Origin of the sequence: Novosphingobium sp. NDB2Meth1, assembly GCF_900117425.1 — a bacterium.
GTDB lineage: Bacteria > Pseudomonadota > Alphaproteobacteria > Sphingomonadales > Sphingomonadaceae > Novosphingobium.
Genome location: NZ_FPEH01000015.1, coordinates 273269 through 288906, shown reverse-complemented (window position 1 = coordinate 288906; position 15638 = coordinate 273269). Strand labels below are relative to the sequence as shown.

The following is a 15638-nucleotide window of genomic DNA, read 5'->3' as shown; positions in this document are numbered from 1 at the left end:
CTTTGGATTAGGGTCACGATGCCTCCGGTGGTCCGGTGGGCGATTGTGAATGAAGTTATGGGTAGTGGATCAGGTCAGCTCGGCTTGAGCCGCTTCTTCTCGGTCACGTCGATCTGAACGACGCGGCCTTCGTGCACGGTGAGCGCGACGGTGCCGAAGCGCAGCCCGGTCAGGGCCTCGCGCACGCTGGCGAGGCTTTCTTCGAGGTGGCGCTCCGCGTCGGAAGGCGCCGGTTGTGTGGTCATCGAGTTTCTCCTTGGGTATGGTCTCCAGCTGCGTTGAACATGCGGGCGCGGTGGGGATGAAAGCGGATGGTCTGGCCGAGCTGCGGAGCATCGCCGCTGCTCGGCAGATCGAGCTCGACGAACTGGCCGCTGCCTTCGAGCAGGCCTTCGGCGCGCCACACCGCACCCTTGCGGAACACGTTGTCGACAAGCAGCGCCTCCGCGCCGTCCGCTGCGAGTGTGATCTCGTGCGGGCGGAAGTGGATCTCCCCGCCGGGTGCCGGCAAGCGGTTGGTCTCGCCCACGAAATGCGAGACGAACGGCGTCTCCGGGTTCATGTAGACCGCGTCGGGCGCACCGACCTGCTCGATGCGGCCCTGGTTCATGACGACGACGCGGTCGGCAAGTTCGAGCGCTTCTTCCTGATCGTGGGTCACGAAGATCGAGGTGAGGCCCATCGCCTTGTGCAGATCGCGCAGCCAGCGGCGCAGGTCCTTGCGGACCTTGGCGTCGAGCGCGCCGAAGGGCTCGTCGAGAAGCAACAGCCGCGGCTCGATCGCGAGCGCGCGGGCGAGCGCGACGCGCTGGCGCTGGCCGCCGGAAAGCTGGCCCGGATAGCGGGGCCCAAGGCCTTCGAGCTGGACGAGGCGCAGCAGCTCCTCGGCGCGGGCGCGGCGCGCGGCCTTGGGCAGGCGCCCCTTGCCCCGGCGCACGCTGAGCCCGAAGGCGACGTTGTCGGCCACGGTCATGTGGCGGAACAGCGCATAATGCTGGAACACGAAGCCGACATGGCGGTCAGCCACCGGGGTGCGCGAGACGTCATCGCCGCCGAGCAGCACGGTGCCGCTGTCCTGGAATTCGAGGCCGGCGATGATGCGCAGGAGCGTCGTCTTGCCCGAGCCCGAGGGGCCGAGCAGCGCGATGAACTCGCCCGGCGCGACATCAAGATCGATGCCGTGAAGCGCCGGATAGTCGCCGAAGCGCTTGGTGATGCCGCGAAGGTGGATCAATGCCGTGCTCCTGCATGGAGGCCGAAGCGCCATTCGAGCACCGTCTTGGCGACAAGCGTCACCAGGGCGAGCAGCGCCAGGAGAGAGGCGACCGCGAAGGCGCCGACGAAATCGTACTCGTTGTAGAGAATCTCGACATGGAGCGGCATCGTGTTGGTCTCGCCCCGGATATGGCCCGAGACGACCGAGACCGCGCCGAATTCACCCATGGCGCGAGCGTTGCAGAGCAGCACGCCGTAGAGCAGGCCCCAGCGGATGTTGGGCAGGGTGACGTGCCAGAAGGTCTGCCAGCCGCTTGCGCCCAGGGAGATCGCGGCTTCCTCGTCGTCCTTGCCTTGCTCCAGCATGAGCGGGATCAGCTCGCGGGCGACGAATGGGAAGGTGATGAACACGGTCGCGAGGACGATGCCGGGGACCGCGAAGATGATCTTGAGGTCGTGCTCGGCCAGCCACGCGCCGAACAGGCCGTTGGCGCCGAACAGCAGCACGAAGATGAGGCCCGAGACGACCGGGGAGACCGAGAACGGCAAGTCGATCAAGGTGATCAGCAGTGCCTTGCCGGGGAACTGGAACTTGGTGATCGCCCAGCTTGCGGCAATGCCGAAGACCATGTTGAGCGGCACCGAGATCGCGGCGATCAGCAGCGTCAGCCGGATCGCGGCAAGCGCATCGGGGGTGTGGAGCGCATCGAGGAACGGCCCCGCCCCTTCGCGCAGGGCCTCGCTGAACACTGCCAGCAGCGGCAGCAGCAGGAAGAAGCCGAGGAACACCAGCGCGACGGTGATCAGCACTGCGCGCATGATTGGGCTTTCGGTGGTGGCGCGCGTGCTCATGCACCCATCCTCCGGCGGCTGGCGGCCTGGATCAGATTGATCAGGAGCAGCACCGCGAAGGAGGCCAGCATCATCACCACGGCAATCGCGGTGGCACCGGCGTAGGCGTACTGCTCAAGCTGGGTGACGATCAGCAGCGGCGCGATTTCAGTGCGGCCTGGCATGTTGCCCGAAATGAAGATCACCGAGCCGTATTCACCCACACCCCGCGCGAAGGCGAGCGCGAAGCCCGTGAGCAGCGCGGGGCCGATGGCCGGGAAGATGACCTGCGTGAAGGTCTGCCAGCGCGTTGCCCCCAAGGTGGCGGCGGCTTCCTCGACATCACGGCCAAGGTCCGCCAGCACCGGCTCGACCGAGCGGACGACGAACGGCAGGCCGATGAAGACGAGCGCGATGGTGATGCCGATCCAGGTGAAGGCAACCTTGATCCCAAGCGGTTCGAGGAACTGCCCGATCCAGCCCTGCGGCGCATAGAGCGCGGTGAGCGCGATGCCTGCGACGGCGGTGGGGAGTGCGAAGGGCAGATCGACGAGCGCGCTGACCACCTGCTTGCCGGGAAAATCGTAGCGCACCAGCACCCACGCCACGACGAGGCCGAATACCACGTTGACGAGGCCGGCGGCGGCGGCCGTGCCGAAGCTCAACTGATAGGCGGCCATGGCGCGCTCGCTGAAGCCGACTTCGACGAATTCCGCCCAGCCGAGTCCTGCCGCCTTGAGGAAGATCGTGGCGAGCGGGATCAGCACGATCAGCGTCAGCCACGCGAGCGTGAAGCCGAAGCTGAGGCCGAAGCCGGGCAGCACGGAAGGCTGCCGCCATCGCCAAGTGGAAGTGGACATGGGGCGCCGCGCCTACTTCTTCGTGTAGATGCGGTCGAACACGCCGCCATCGTCGAAGAAGGTCTTTTGCGCCTTGGCCCAGCCGCCGAAATCCTTGTCGATGGTCACCATCGGAATCTCGGGGAACTGCGCCTTGAACTGCTGCGCGATAGCCGGATCGCGCGGGCGGTAGAAGTTGTGCGCGATCGCGGTCTGCGCTTCGGGGGTGTAGAGGTAGCGCAAGTAGGCGTCGGCCACTTCGCTGGTGCCGTGCTTCTTGGCATTGGCGGTAACGACCGCGACCGAGGGTTCGGCGAGGATCGAGATCGAGGGCGCGACGATTTCGAACTTGCCCGCACCGAGCTTCTTCTCGGCAAGGAAGGCCTCGTTTTCCCACGAGATCAGCACATCGCCGATGCCGCGCTCGACGAACGTGGTGGTGGAGCCGCGCGCGCCGCTGTCGAGCACGGGAACATGCTGGAACAGCTGCTTCACATAGGCTTCGGCTGCCGCATCGCTGCCGCCCGCCTTGCGGCCATAGGCCCAGGCGGCGAGGAAGTTCCAACGCGCGCCGCCACCGGTCTTGGGATTGGCGGTGATCACTTCGACGCCGGGCTTCACGAGATCGCCCCAGTCCTTGATTCCCTTGGGATTGCCCTTGCGCACGAGGAACACGATCGTCGAGGTATAGGGCGCGCTGTTGTCAGGCAGGGCCTTTTGCCAGCCGGCATCGAGCAGCTTGCCCTTGGCCGAAATGGCATCGATGTCGTAGGCGAGCGCGAGCGTGGCGACGTCCGCTTCCAGACCATCGATGATCGCGCGGCTCTGCTTGCCCGAGCCGCCATGGCTCATGCGGAAGGTGACGTCCTTGCCGGTCTTCTGCTTCCAGAACGCCGCGAAGGCCGGGTTGATCGCCTGATAGAGTTCGCGCGTGGGATCGTACGACACGTTGGTCAGCTCGATCGCACCCGACTTGCTGCCGCTGCCTGAACAGCCCGCCAGCAGCAGGCCCATCACGAGCGAGCCGGCGAGAAATGCGCGGCGGGACTTGGATCGGCCTTCAGTCATGCATCGTACTCCCGTTTGCGTCGACCGAAGGCGTGTGGCCTGCGGCGTCGGGTCGTCCCTAAACTCAATTAATACGATAGACATTAGAGTTCTGCTTCGTGGCCGGAAAGAGAAGCTATGGGTGATGCGCCTCGCGCGCATGCCCCACCCCCGCACTTTGCCCCGAATCAGCGCGCATCTGTCGCGAGGAAGCTTATCTCCACCTAATGAGTAGAGAATAGGTCAGCGCCGAAGTGAGGGAAATTGTCGACTAAATGAGTAGACATAGTTTGTTTCGAACGGCCCTCAGGTGATCGGGCATAAGGGTGCCGCTCCCCTTGCATGCCCCGCACTGCCTCGTGCTATGCGAGCGGCCATGTCATCGCTCTGTCGCAATCGGCCAGCATTCCGCGCCGCGTTCCGCCGCAATCCGGCGGGCGCAGGGGGGATCATGGGCCATGAGTGAACCGCAGCCGTTGGCAGCCAAAGAAAGCCTGCAAGCCCCGCCGCCGCACCGCTATTTCAACCGCGAGCTGAGCTGGCTGGCCTTCAATCGCCGCGTGCTGGCCGAGGCGCAGAACCCGAACTATCCGGTGCTCGAGCGGCTGCGCTTCCTCTCGATCTCGGGCAGCAACCTCGACGAATTCATGATGGTCCGCGTTGCCGGCCTTGCCGCGCAAGTGCGGCAGGGGATCGACGAGCTATCGATCGACGGCCTGACCCCGGCGCAGCAGCTGCACGCCGCCTATCGCGGGGTCGAGGAACTGGTGCGCGCGCAGCAGGCGATCCTTGCCGATCTCACCGCGCAGCTCGACGAGGCCGGAATCCGCATCGTCGGCGACCGCAAGCTGGACAAGGCCCAGTCCGAATGGGTGGCGCAGTACTTCGAGGAACATGTGTTCCCGGCGCTGACCCCGCAGGCAATTGACCCGGCGCACCCGTTCCCTTTCATCAACAATCAGGGCACCGGCATTCTCTTCACGCTGACGCGGCTGGCGGACAGCGAGGCGGTGACCGAGATGATTCTTGTGCCGCCCGCGCTCCCCCGCTTCGTCCGCCTGCCGGGAGCCCCGGCGAGCTGGATCAGCATCGAGGAACTGATCCTGCGCGGCGCGGGCAAGCTTTTCCCGGGCTTCCGCATCCACGGCCACGGCACCTTCCGCGTGCTGCGCGACAGCGACATCGAGATCGAGGAAGACGCCGAAGACCTGGTCCGCTACTTCCGCACCGCGATCCAGCGGCGCCGTCGCGGCAAGGTGATCCTGCTGCAGGTCCAGGAAGACTTCGATCCCGAGGCGGAGGCGCTGCTGCGCGACAAGCTGCGGCTCGACCACGCGATGGTGATCAAGGCAGGCGGCCTGCTCGCAATGAACGGGCTTTCGGTGATCGTCGACACCGACCGGCCGGAGCTGAAGTTCGAACCCTATATCCCGCGCTATCCCGAACGCGTGCGCGAGCATGACGGCGATTGCTTCGCGGCCATCCGCACCAAGGATCTTGTGATCCACCACCCGTTCGAAAGCTTCGATGTGGTGGTCGATTTCCTGCGCCAGGCTGCCTCCGATCCGGACGTCGTCGCGATCAAGCAGACGCTCTACCGCGCCGGCAAGCAATCGGCCGTCATCGCAGCACTGATCGCGGCGGCGGAGGCGGGCAAGTCGGTGACCGCGGTGGTGGAGCTCAAGGCCCGCTTCGACGAGGAGCAGAACCTTCACTGGGCGAGCCAGCTCGAACGCGCGGGCGTGCAGGTGATCTACGGCTTCGTCGACTGGAAGACCCACGCCAAGGTGAGCATGGTCGTGCGGCGCGAGGGCGATGGCTACCGCACCTACTGCCACTTCGGTACGGGCAACTATCACCCGGTGACGGCGCGCATCTATACCGACCTCAGCTTCTTTACCGCCGACCCCAAGTTCGGGCGCGATGCAGGGCTGCTGTTTAACTTCATCACCGGCTACATCGAGCCCAAGGCTACCGAAATGCTGGCGATCGCGCCCATCGGTGTGCGCCGCAAGCTCTATGAATGCATCGAACGCGAGATCGCCTTTGCGGCAGCGGGCAAGCCGGCTTCGATCTGGGCCAAGCTCAACGCGCTGACCGACAGCCAGCTGATCAGCCGGCTCTACACGGCAAGCGAGGCGGGGGTGGAGATCAATCTCGTCGTGCGCGGCATCTGCTGCCTCCGGCCCGGCGTTCCGGGGCTTTCTGAGAAGATCCGGGTCAAGTCGGTGATCGGCCGCTTCCTTGAGCACAGCCGCATCTGGGCCTTCGGCAATGGCGCACCGCTGCCCAACCGCCGCGCCAAGGTGTTCATTTCCTCGGCCGACGGGATGACCCGCAACCTTGATCGCCGTGTCGAAGTGCTGGTGCCGATCAAGAACCCGACGGTGCACGATCAAGTGCTCGATCAGGTGATGCTGGCAAACCTGCTCGATACCGAGCAGAGCTGGATACTGGAGAGCGACGGCACTTATCACCGCGCCGATCCCGGGCCCAAGCCGTTCAACGTACACCGCTATTTCATGACCAATCCTTCGCTGTCCGGGCGCGGCGCGGCGCTCACCAAAGGCAGCAAGGTACCCAAGCTCGCCCTGCGACGCGGCGGGATGGCAACCACTTGACCCGACCGGACTGAATGACCCGCTATACCCGCGCCCCTGCCTACGTGCCCACCCGGGCGATCATCGACATCGGTTCGAACACCTTGCGCCTCGTCATCTATGGCGGACCGGCGCGCGCGCCCGAAGTGCTGCACAACGAGAAAGTGACCGCGCGGCTCGGCAAGGGCGTGGCGGAGAACGGCAAGCTGGGCCAGCGCGCGATGAGCACCGCGCTCGCGAGCCTTGCCCGCTATCGCACCCTGCTCGATCTCAAGGGCATTGCCGAGGTCGATGTTGTCGCGACTGCGGCGGCGCGCGATGCAGTGAACGGGCAGGACTTTCTCGCGCAGATCCGCGCGCTGGGCCTCACGCCGCGGCTGCTGAGCGGTGAGGAGGAAGCGATCACCAGCGCGCACGGCGTGATCGGCGCGTTCCCCCGCGCGCAGGGCGTGGTCGGCGATCTCGGCGGCGGAAGTCTTGAACTGGTTGATGTCGATGCGGATGGCTGCCGGCATGGCACCTCGCTCCCGCTCGGCACGTTGCGGCTGCCGGGCCTGCGAGCGGGGGGCGAGCGGGCGTTCGGGCAGACGGTCGCCAAGATGCTCAAGCGCGCGGATTGGCGGGCGGCTCCGGGCTCGACGCTTTACCTGGTCGGTGGATCGCTGCGTGCATTTGCCCGGTATGCGATGACGACGTCCGGCTGGCCGATCGACGATCCGCACGGATTCGAGATCGACGCGGCGCCCGCGCAGGCCCTCGCGAAGGCGCTGGCAAAGCGCAAACCCGAGGCGCTGCTGCTAGTTCCCGGGCTTTCGAGCTCGCGCCTTGCCGCGCTGCCCGATACGGCGGCCCTTCTCTTCGTACTGATCCGCGCGCTGCAGCCGGGGCGGCTCGTGTTCTCCTCGTGGGGCCTGCGCGAGGGACTCCTGTGGGAGCACATGGCGGACGGCGTGCGCATGCAGGACCCGCTGGTGGCGGGCGCGGCTGCGTTCGCGACCGAATACGGGATTGCCGCAGGGACCGCAGCGATGGTCACCGGCTGGACTGCCGCAGCGCGGCTCCCCGATGGAGTTGCCAGTTCCGAACACCTGCGACTGACAGCGACGATGCTGTGCCTTGCCACCGCGATGGTCGAGCCCAATCTGCGCAGTGACCTCGCGCGGGACTGGGCCCTGCGCAAGCGCTGGATCGGCGCCTCGCCCGCTGACCGCGCGATGCTGGCGGGGGCGATGATCGCCAACACCGGGCAAACCGATCTGCCGCCAGACCTCAGCCTGCTCGCCGCACCCGAGCAGTTGCGCACGGCTCAAGCCTGGGGCTTTGCGACACGGCTGTGCCGGCGCTTCAGCGGCAATACCGCGCAAGGGATCAGCGGCAGTGGCTTGCGGGTAGAAGAGGGTACGCTGGTGCTCAACGTGCAGCCGCAGATCGCGGTGCTGGTCAACGAAGGCGTGGAACGCGACCTCCGGACCCTAGCGGCACATCTGGGGCTGAAGGCGGACGTGCGCTAACGCTTCTCGCGCTCGGCCTCGGCTTCCGCCGCCGCCAGCACACGCAGCACGTTGCCTGACCAGATCCTGGCGACATCCGCTTCGGTATAGCCCGCCGCAAGCAGGGCCTTGGTGATCTTCGGCAGGTCGGCAATGTCCTCAAGACCGACCACACCACCGCCGCCATCCCAATCGAGCCCGATGCCGACGTGATCGGCGCCCGCGACTTTCAGGGCATGCAGCAGATTGGCCATGACGTCATCGAACGTGGCGCGAACTTCCGGGTAATTGGCATCGATGGCATGGCGTTCGGCGAGCATCGACTGGCGCTCGGCTGCGGTCAACGTCTTGTCCTCGGGATACTTTTCCTCGAGCGCTTTCATCGCCGCTGCGCGCTCCGGGCTTTGCTTGAGGCCTTTCACGTAGACCGAATTGATCTGGATGACCCCGCCTGCGTCGGCGAGCGCCTTGAGGTGCGCGTCGTCGATATTGCGCGGGTGATCGAACACCGCCTTGCAGCCCGAATGGGTGAGGATCAGCGGCGTTTTCGAGAGGCGCAGCGCATCATCGAGCGCGCGGTCGGAGCTGTGCGAGAGATCGGGGACAACGCCGAGGCGGTTCATCTCTGCCAGGAGCTGCACGCCGAGCGGGCTGAGGCCATCCCACTTGGCCTTGTCGGTCGAGCTATCGGCAAACTGGTTGGTGCGGAAATGCGCAAAGCCGGCAATGCGTACGCCCATCGCGTAGAAGCTGCGCAGGAGCGTCGAGTCCTCGCCCAAGGGCCAGGCATTCTCGATCGAGAGATAGACCACGCGCTTGCCGCTGGCCTTGATCGCGGCGGCATCGGCGGCCTTGCTGGCGAGCGCGAAGCTTTCGGGATGGGCGGCGACCATTTCGCGGATGGCAGAAGCGCGCAGGAACGCGAAATCGCGCGCCTTGCGGGTGGATTCCGCATCGAGAGGCCCCTGCGGCGTGTAGATCGCCCAAAAGCCGCCATCGAGCCCGCCCTGCTTCATGCGCGGCAGATCGACCTGCGTGTAATCCTGCGCCACAGTGTGTGCGTCCATGATCGACCAGCCGGGAAAGGCGAGCGAAGCGGGCGTATCGAGATGGGTATCGAGCGTCAGCAGGCGCTGCTGGAGCGCGGCCGCAGGGTCAGCGACCTTCTTGGGCGCGGCGAACGCAGGGCCGGCAGCGAGGACAAGGGCAGAGGCGGCGAGAAGGATCGTTCTGATGCGCATGACCGCAACCTTCGCGCTGCGCCCGCGAAAGTCAATCAGGCGGGGTCGGCATCCACTTGTGCGGCGGGACGCGCAGATGCAAAAGCCGGATGCGCGAGGGCGGCGGCTTCGATCGCTTCAAGCCGGGGATAGTCGGTCCGGGCACCGAAACGGCGGGCATTGGCCAATTGCGGGATCAGGGTGATGTCCGCCAGCGTGATCATGTCCCCGAAGCAGAACGGGCCGCTGCGATCCGCGATCAGGCGCGAGCAGGCTTCGAGCCCGCCCTCGATCACTTCGCGTGCCCAGGCATCGACCGCGGCCTGATCAAGCCCCCGCGCGCGCAGCATCCGCAGCACGCGAAGATTCTGCACCGGGTGGATATCACAGGCGATGGCGAGCGCGAAAGCGCGGACGCGGGCGCGTTCGAGCGGATCGGCGGGGAGCAGCGCAGGCTCCGGGAAGCGTTCCTCGAGGTATTCGATGATCGCGAGGCTCTGCGTGAGCACGGCGCCTTCGACTTCGAGCGCGGGTACCAGCCCCTGCGGATTGCGCGCGACATAGTCCGGCGCGGTCTGCTCGTTGGTGCGCAGATCGTGCGGTGCCGCCTCCCATGGCAGCCCCTTGAGCGCGAGCGCTGTGCGCACCCGCCAAGCCGCAGAAGAACGCCAGTAGGTGTGGAGGACGAGATCCATGCCCGGCGGATAGCGCGGAAATCCGCCGCTTGTCATCATTTCTATCGAGTTAAAGGAATCGTAGTCATTGTGGATATATATCATGCGGGTCCGCCCATTCCGGAGTTCGCATGTCCGCCGAGATGCCCGAGCAACGTCCCCAGCAGGAGCGCCAGTCCGAGCGCCGCCCGCTTATGGTGCGCGTGCAGTACCGGCGCACGATCGTGCGGCTTGCAGCGCAGATCCTCGACCTTTCGTGCCACGGCCTGCGTCTTGCCGGCATGGAGCGGCTGCGCGTCGGCGAATGCGTGTGGATCACCCTCCCCGGCCTGCCGCCGCGCCAGGCCAAGGTGGTCTGGGTGGACCGCTTCGAAGCCGGCTGCGCGTTCGTCGAGCCGCTGCACCAGGCGGTCTTCGACGCGATTGTTGCGGGCCACATGCACTGACGCTTTCCCCCCGCCCCGCGAGTGGGTAGGGGACAGGAATGCTTCGCCTCACCGAACTCAAGCTTCCCCTCGATCACACGACTGCCGAACTTGAAGCCGCGATTGCCGAGCGGCTGGAGATCGAGCCTGCCGAACTGCTGCGCTACAGCGTGGCGAAGCGCGGGAATGATGCGCGGCGCAAATCAGCCATCAAGCTGGTCTACGCCATCGATGCGAGCGTGACGGACGAGGCCGCCGTGCTGGCACGCCATGCCGGGGACGCGCATGTCCGCCCTTCTCCCGATACGTCCTACCGCTTTCCGGTCATGGCGCCCGAGGGCTGGCAGGGCCCGCGTCCGGTAGTGATCGGTGCGGGGCCGTGCGGGCTGCTGGCGGCGCTGATCCTTGCGCAGATGGGGCTCAAACCCATCATCATCGAGCGCGGCAAGGCGGTGCGCGCGCGGACCAAGGACACCTGGGGCCTGTGGCGGCGGAGCGAACTGACGCCGGAATCGAACGTCCAGTTCGGCGAAGGCGGCGCGGGCACGTTCTCGGATGGCAAGCTCTACAGCCGGATCAAGGACCCGCGCCATCTGGGGCGCAAGGTGCTGACCGAGTTCGTCAAGGCGGGCGCGCCGCCGGAAATCCTGACCGAAGCGCATCCGCATGTCGGCACGTTCCGGCTGGTCACGATGGTCATGTCGATCCGCGAGACGATCGAGGCGCTGGGCGGCGAGTACCGGTTCGAGACACGGGTCGAGGACTTTGTCATTGGCAAGGACGAGCGCGGCGAGCGGCAGCTTGAGGGCCTCGTCCTGTCAACCGGAGAAGTCCTGCCGGCAAAGCGCGTGATCATGGCGGTCGGCCATTCGGCGCGTGATACCTTTGCGGTGCTCCACGCTGCAGGGGTGCATATCGAGGCCAAGCCTTTCGCGGTGGGCGTGCGTATCGAGCATCCGCAGCGGCTGGTCGACGTGGCGCGCTATGGCCCCGGCGCGGGCCATCCGATCCTTGGCCCGGCGGCCTATTCGCTGGCGCATCAGACGAGCCATGGCCGCTCGGTCTACAGCTTCTGCATGTGCCCGGGCGGGCGCGTGGTGGCGGCGGCTTCGGAGCCGGGGCGCGTGGTGACCAATGGCATGAGCCAGTATTCGCGCGCCGAGTTCAACGCGAACTCCGGTCTCGTCGTCGATATCAGTCCGGAGCGCGATTATCCGGGTGGGCCGCTGGCGGGTGTGGCGTTCCAGCGCAAGTGGGAGGAACTGGCCTACGTGGCGGGCGGCAGCAACTACCGCGCGCCGGGCCAGCGCCTCGAAGACTTCCTCGCCGGGCGCCCATCGACCCGCTTCGGTTCGATTACCCCATCATACCAGCCGGGGGTAACGCCGACCGATCTGGCCCAGTGCCTGCCGGACTTTGCCGTTGCCGCGATGCGTGAGGCTCTGCCGGTGTTCGGCCGCCAGATGCCCGGCTACGACCATCCGGATGTGGTGCTGACGGGCGTCGAGACGCGCACATCGTCGCCGGTAAGGATCAACCGGGGCAGCGACTTCCAGAGCCTCAATACGCACGGCCTCTATCCGGCGGGTGAAGGTGCAGGCTATGCGGGCGGCATTCTGTCAGCAGCGGTGGACGGCATCCGCGTTGCCGAAGCGCTGGCGCTCGATTTGCTGGGTCAGTCTGCCGCAGCGCGGGTATAGGCATTCAGCAGCGATTGTCGCAGCGCGCCGAGCGGCGGCAGGTTGAGCCCGCCGAGCTGCGCAATGCCGACGATCTCGTCCGCGCCGTAGCACTGCGAGAGCATGATCGCCTCGCTCTTGATCTTCTTTCCAAGCGGTCTTGACCAGAACGTTAAGACTGTCGGCAGCGCGCGCTCGGTGGGGTCCTCGTCCACGACCATGGCGAGCCGGCCCGAGCGCAGTTCGACGAAGGCACCGATCGGGAAGATGCCGACCATCTCGATGAAATCGACCATGATCGCCGGGTCGAGCCCCTCGCAATGCTCGCCCATGTGGCGGATCGCCTCGGCCGGATCGAGGCCGGGCCGATGGCCCTTGCCCGCGACGAGCAGATCATAGGTGTCGCAGATCGCAGCCATGCGCGAGAGCTGGTCGATCTCGTCCCCGGACAGGCGGTTGGGATAGCCGCAGCCGTCGAGCCGCTCGTGATGGCGCATGCAGACCTTGAGCACGGCGTCAGGAATGTCACCCGCCGCCTTGAGCAGGGCGTGACCGGAAAGCACGTGTTGGCAATGGACATCGATCTCGGGATCGGCGGTGCTGCCGGACCACGCGTCTTCCGGGTGGGGCGGGCCGCCGGTTTCCTGATTTGCGCCGATGTCCAACAGCAGCCCCGCCATCCCGGCCTCGCGGGTTTCTGCGGCAGAGAGGTTCATTTGGCGGGCCAGCGCGATCATCAGCGCGCTGGTGGCGAGCGCGTGGCGATAGGTTTCCTCGCTGTCCTCCCGGCAGCGCAGGAGGCCGTTGAAGGCATAGAGATTGCGCTGCACCGAAGCGTAGATGTCGTCGATCAGCGGATCGACCGTGCGCGCACTGATGCCGCGGCCGAGGCGGGCCTCGATGAACACGCGGCTGACGAGCCTGGAATGGCGTTCGGCAAGTTTGCGCGCGGTGCCGAATTCCCGGGCAGTGGCGACCCGTGCGGTGGCGAACTTGTTGGCCGCGGGGCGCGGCGGCACCAGCGGCATGCCGCGCTGTGGGGGTGGCGGGGCGCCGACGGTTGCCACCTCGCGCTGGGGCACGTTGCTCAGCCCGCGCTCGGTATCGATGATGACCCCATCCACATCGCTGCCCAGCAGCGCATCGAGCATCCACTGTTCTTCCAGCAGGAACTTGCTCTTCCAGAAGGGATGCTTGAACCAGCTCCCCTCCAGCTTCTGGATGAACATGCCGAGGCGGAGCTCGGAGGTTTCGACGCGTTTCAGCATGGTCCGGACAACATGGCACCGGTGTGGCTGAAACCGGCTGACCACACAGCTACGCATTCGCCCTGATAGGGTGCGCAAAGGGTCATTCCCCCGCGCCGGATTCTTGGCTAGCGTTGGAAAGAAAAGCAAAACGATGAGGACGACCTGATGAGCAATGCGAGCGGCGCAGGCCTGAATCCCGGCATGGACCCGGAGGTTTTCGCCCAGTTCCTCGAACAGCTGCAGCGCTATGTGCGCGAGCGGCTGATTCCGGCCGAGGCGCAGGTCATCGCGGGAGATGCGATCCCCGAGGACCTGCTTGCCGAAATGCGCGAGATGGGGCTGTTCGGCCTGACGATGCCCGAGGAATACGGCGGCGCGGGCATGAACATCAGCCAGTATATCGAGACAATCCACGCGATCAGCTACGCGATGCCGGCGTTCCGCTCGATCATCTCGATCAACATCGGCATGGTCTGTTCGGCGATCAAGAATGCGGGCACGCCGGAACAGAAGGCCGAATGGCTGCCACGGCTGGCGGCGGGCGAGATAGCCGCGTTCGGGCTGACCGAGCCGGGTTCGGGCTCGGATTCCGCAGGGCTCGCGACGATGGCTGTGCGTTCGGGCAATGGCTACGTGCTGAACGGCACCAAGCGCTACATCACCAATGCGCCCTATGCGAAAGTGGGCCTGATCATGGCGCGCACGAGCAAGGAGAACCTGCCGAGGAATGCGCATGTCTCGGCCTTCCTCGTGCCGCTCGACACGCCGGGGGTGACGCGCGGCAAGTCCGACAGGAAGATGGGCCAGCAAGGCAGCCATATCGGCGACATCATCCTCGAGGATGTCTATGTGCCGGGCGAGGCATTGCTGGGCGGCGAGGAAGGCAAGGGCTTTGCGACCGCGATGCAGAGCCTCGACAACGGGCGGCTTTCGGTGGGCGCGGCAGCGACGGCGCAGGCGCGGCGGTTCCTCGATACGGCGATCCGCTATGCGAACGAGCGCAAGGCCTTTGGCGAGCCGATCGCGCAGTTCCAGCTGATCCAGGCGATGCTGGCGGACAGCCAGGCCGAAATCTACGCCGCGCAGTGCATGATGCGCGATGCGATCGCCAAGGCGGATGCGGGGCAGAAGATCCTGATGGAAGCCGCCGCTTTCAAGATGTTCGCCTCGGAGATGTGCGGACGCGTGGCGGACCGCTGCGTGCAGATCCATGGCGGCGCGGGCTACCTCGCCGAGTATGAGGCCGAGCGGTTCTTCCGCGATGCGCGCATCTACCGCATCTACGAAGGCACCACCCAGATCATGCAGCTGGTGATCGCCAAGCAGATGCTGAAGGACTTTGCCGCAGGCGTCGGCTGAACCTCAGACCTCAGGCATGTTGCACACCTCGCCGTCGCCCTCGGCAAGCGCCACGAACTGATCGAGCAGCCAGCGCGCGGCTGGCCCCGGCGGGGTATCGCGGCGCCAGATCGCGGTAAAGCGATAGGCGCCGCCGGGGTGATCGGGCATGGCAAGGCGGGTGAGCGTGCCCGCCGCCAGATCACCCTCCACCATCGGCAGCGGCATGTTGCCCCAACCGATCCCCTCGCGCAGCAGGGCATGCTTGGCGCCGAGATCGGCAAGACGCCAGGTCTTGGGACTGACCACCCCGAAATCGCGCCCCGCAGTGGTGCCCGAGCGGTCCGACAGCACCAGCTGGATGTAGTCGCGCCCGGCGCCGGGCAGGATCTCGGTCATGCGGCCGAGGGGGTGATCGGGCGCCGCGACCGGCACCAGCAACGTCGCTCCGGCCACTCTGCCGTCGATCTCGGCCATTTCGGCGGCCAGCGGGCCGGAAATCCCGATGGTGGCCGTGCGCGCCTGCACCATCGCGCTGACCGCGCCCAGCGCCTCGACGTGAAGCCGCAGCTGAACCGTTGGGAACTCCGTCGCAAACCCGCGCAGCACGGTTGCGAGGCGTTCGGGTGGGACCATGACGTCGACCGCAAGATCGACTTCGGCTTCCAGCCCGTCGAGCAAGCCCTTCACTTTCGCGCGAAGGCCATCGACGCCCTGCGCAATGGCGCGCGCCTCTGCCAGCAGCGCGCGGCCGGCGGTGGTGAGCTGCGGCTTGCGCGTGCCCTCGCGGTCGAACAGGATGACGCCCAGTTGGGCCTCCAGGTTGGCAACACCGTAGCTGATCACGGAAACGGCCCGGCCCAATTGGCGTGCCGCACCCGCAAAACTGCCGGTATCGACAATCGTGAGAAAGATGCGCAACTGATCAAGCGTGGGCGTACCGGGATTAGCCACTGTTCAGCTCCATCGAACAAATCGGTGCACTTTATCCCACTGAACAGGAAAGCAGGCAACCGCTATATCGGCTCCA

14 protein-coding genes are annotated in these 15638 nt (G+C 66.1%); 5 read left to right on the top strand and 9 right to left on the bottom strand.

What is annotated here, in order from left to right; genetic code table 11:
• Positions 1–74 precede the first annotated feature (74 nt).
• Genes NDB2M1_RS10850 through NDB2M1_RS10830 form a run of 5 tightly spaced genes read right to left on the bottom strand, consistent with a single transcriptional unit; the run spans position 75 to position 3953 of the window.
• Positions 75–245: a YezD family protein gene (locus NDB2M1_RS10850; protein WP_072382174.1), complete on the bottom strand. Its 171-nt coding sequence runs from the start codon at positions 243–245 to the stop codon at positions 75–77.
• Positions 242–1234: a sulfate/molybdate ABC transporter ATP-binding protein gene (locus NDB2M1_RS10845; protein WP_253185849.1), complete on the bottom strand. Its 993-nt coding sequence runs from the start codon at positions 1232–1234 to the stop codon at positions 242–244. The genes NDB2M1_RS10850 and NDB2M1_RS10845 overlap by 4 nt, the downstream gene beginning before the upstream one ends.
• A complete protein-coding gene (cysW, locus tag NDB2M1_RS10840) occupies positions 1231–2067 on the bottom strand; it encodes a sulfate ABC transporter permease subunit CysW (protein ID WP_072382170.1) in 837 nt (278 codons plus the stop codon). Before cysW ends, NDB2M1_RS10845 begins: the two co-directional genes overlap by 4 nt.
• A complete protein-coding gene (gene cysT / locus NDB2M1_RS10835) occupies positions 2064–2906 on the bottom strand; it encodes a sulfate ABC transporter permease subunit CysT (protein WP_072382168.1) in 843 nt (280 codons plus the stop codon). The genes cysW and cysT overlap by 4 nt, the downstream gene beginning before the upstream one ends.
• Before the next feature lie 12 nt (positions 2907–2918).
• Entirely contained in the window at positions 2919–3953 is a 1035-nt protein-coding gene (locus NDB2M1_RS10830) for a sulfate ABC transporter substrate-binding protein (RefSeq protein WP_054120996.1), read from the bottom strand.
• 437 nt (positions 3954–4390) lie between these two features.
• Between NDB2M1_RS10830 and NDB2M1_RS10825 the strand changes: the two genes are divergently transcribed.
• Together NDB2M1_RS10825 and NDB2M1_RS10820 are read left to right on the top strand one after the other, a co-directional pair.
• Positions 4391–6553 (top strand): RNA degradosome polyphosphate kinase, encoded by a 2163-nt coding sequence (locus tag NDB2M1_RS10825; RefSeq protein WP_072382165.1) that lies wholly within the window; start codon positions 4391–4393, stop codon positions 6551–6553.
• A 14-nt stretch (positions 6554–6567) separates the two neighbouring features.
• Positions 6568–8043 carry a Ppx/GppA phosphatase family protein gene (locus NDB2M1_RS10820; RefSeq protein WP_072382163.1) on the top strand — a complete coding sequence of 492 codons (1476 nt, stop codon included), beginning with the start codon at positions 6568–6570 and terminating at the stop codon, positions 8041–8043.
• Here NDB2M1_RS10820 and NDB2M1_RS10815 read toward each other — a convergent pair.
• Together NDB2M1_RS10815 and maiA are read right to left on the bottom strand one after the other, a co-directional pair.
• Positions 8040–9263 carry a dipeptidase gene (locus tag NDB2M1_RS10815; RefSeq protein WP_072382161.1) on the bottom strand — a complete coding sequence of 408 codons (1224 nt, stop codon included), beginning with the start codon at positions 9261–9263 and terminating at the stop codon, positions 8040–8042. The two genes, NDB2M1_RS10820 and NDB2M1_RS10815, sit on opposite strands and share 4 nt — an antisense overlap.
• Before the next feature lie 35 nt (positions 9264–9298).
• Entirely contained in the window at positions 9299–9976 is a 678-nt protein-coding gene (maiA, locus tag NDB2M1_RS10810; protein WP_253185848.1) for a maleylacetoacetate isomerase, read from the bottom strand.
• Between the two features lie 71 nt (positions 9977–10047).
• On the opposite strand from maiA, the gene NDB2M1_RS10805 reads away from it, so the two are divergent.
• Together NDB2M1_RS10805 and NDB2M1_RS10800 are read left to right on the top strand one after the other, a co-directional pair.
• Positions 10048–10362, top strand: coding sequence for a PilZ domain-containing protein (locus NDB2M1_RS10805; RefSeq protein ID WP_054120993.1), 315 nt, complete (start codon positions 10048–10050; stop codon positions 10360–10362).
• A gap of 38 nt (positions 10363–10400) precedes the next feature.
• A complete protein-coding gene (locus NDB2M1_RS10800; RefSeq protein WP_072382159.1) occupies positions 10401–12041 on the top strand; it encodes an NAD(P)/FAD-dependent oxidoreductase in 1641 nt (546 codons plus the stop codon).
• On the opposite strand, the gene NDB2M1_RS10795 is transcribed toward NDB2M1_RS10800, so the two are convergent.
• Complete coding sequence (locus NDB2M1_RS10795) at positions 12017–13288, bottom strand: HD-GYP domain-containing protein (protein WP_072382156.1); 1272 nt, start codon at positions 13286–13288, stop codon at positions 12017–12019. The genes NDB2M1_RS10800 and NDB2M1_RS10795 overlap by 25 nt on opposite strands.
• A gap of 147 nt (positions 13289–13435) precedes the next feature.
• On the opposite strand from NDB2M1_RS10795, the gene NDB2M1_RS10790 reads away from it, so the two are divergent.
• Positions 13436–14629 carry an acyl-CoA dehydrogenase family protein gene (locus tag NDB2M1_RS10790; protein WP_072382154.1) on the top strand — a complete coding sequence of 398 codons (1194 nt, stop codon included), beginning with the start codon at positions 13436–13438 and terminating at the stop codon, positions 14627–14629.
• 3 nt (positions 14630–14632) lie between these two features.
• Here the strand turns inward: NDB2M1_RS10790 and NDB2M1_RS10785 are convergent, their stop codons facing one another.
• The gene (locus NDB2M1_RS10785) at positions 14633–15562 is read right to left on the bottom strand and encodes a LysR family transcriptional regulator (protein ID WP_072382152.1); all 930 of its coding nucleotides are present in this window, start codon (positions 15560–15562) and stop codon (positions 14633–14635) included.
• Positions 15563–15638: the final 76 nt, after the last annotated feature.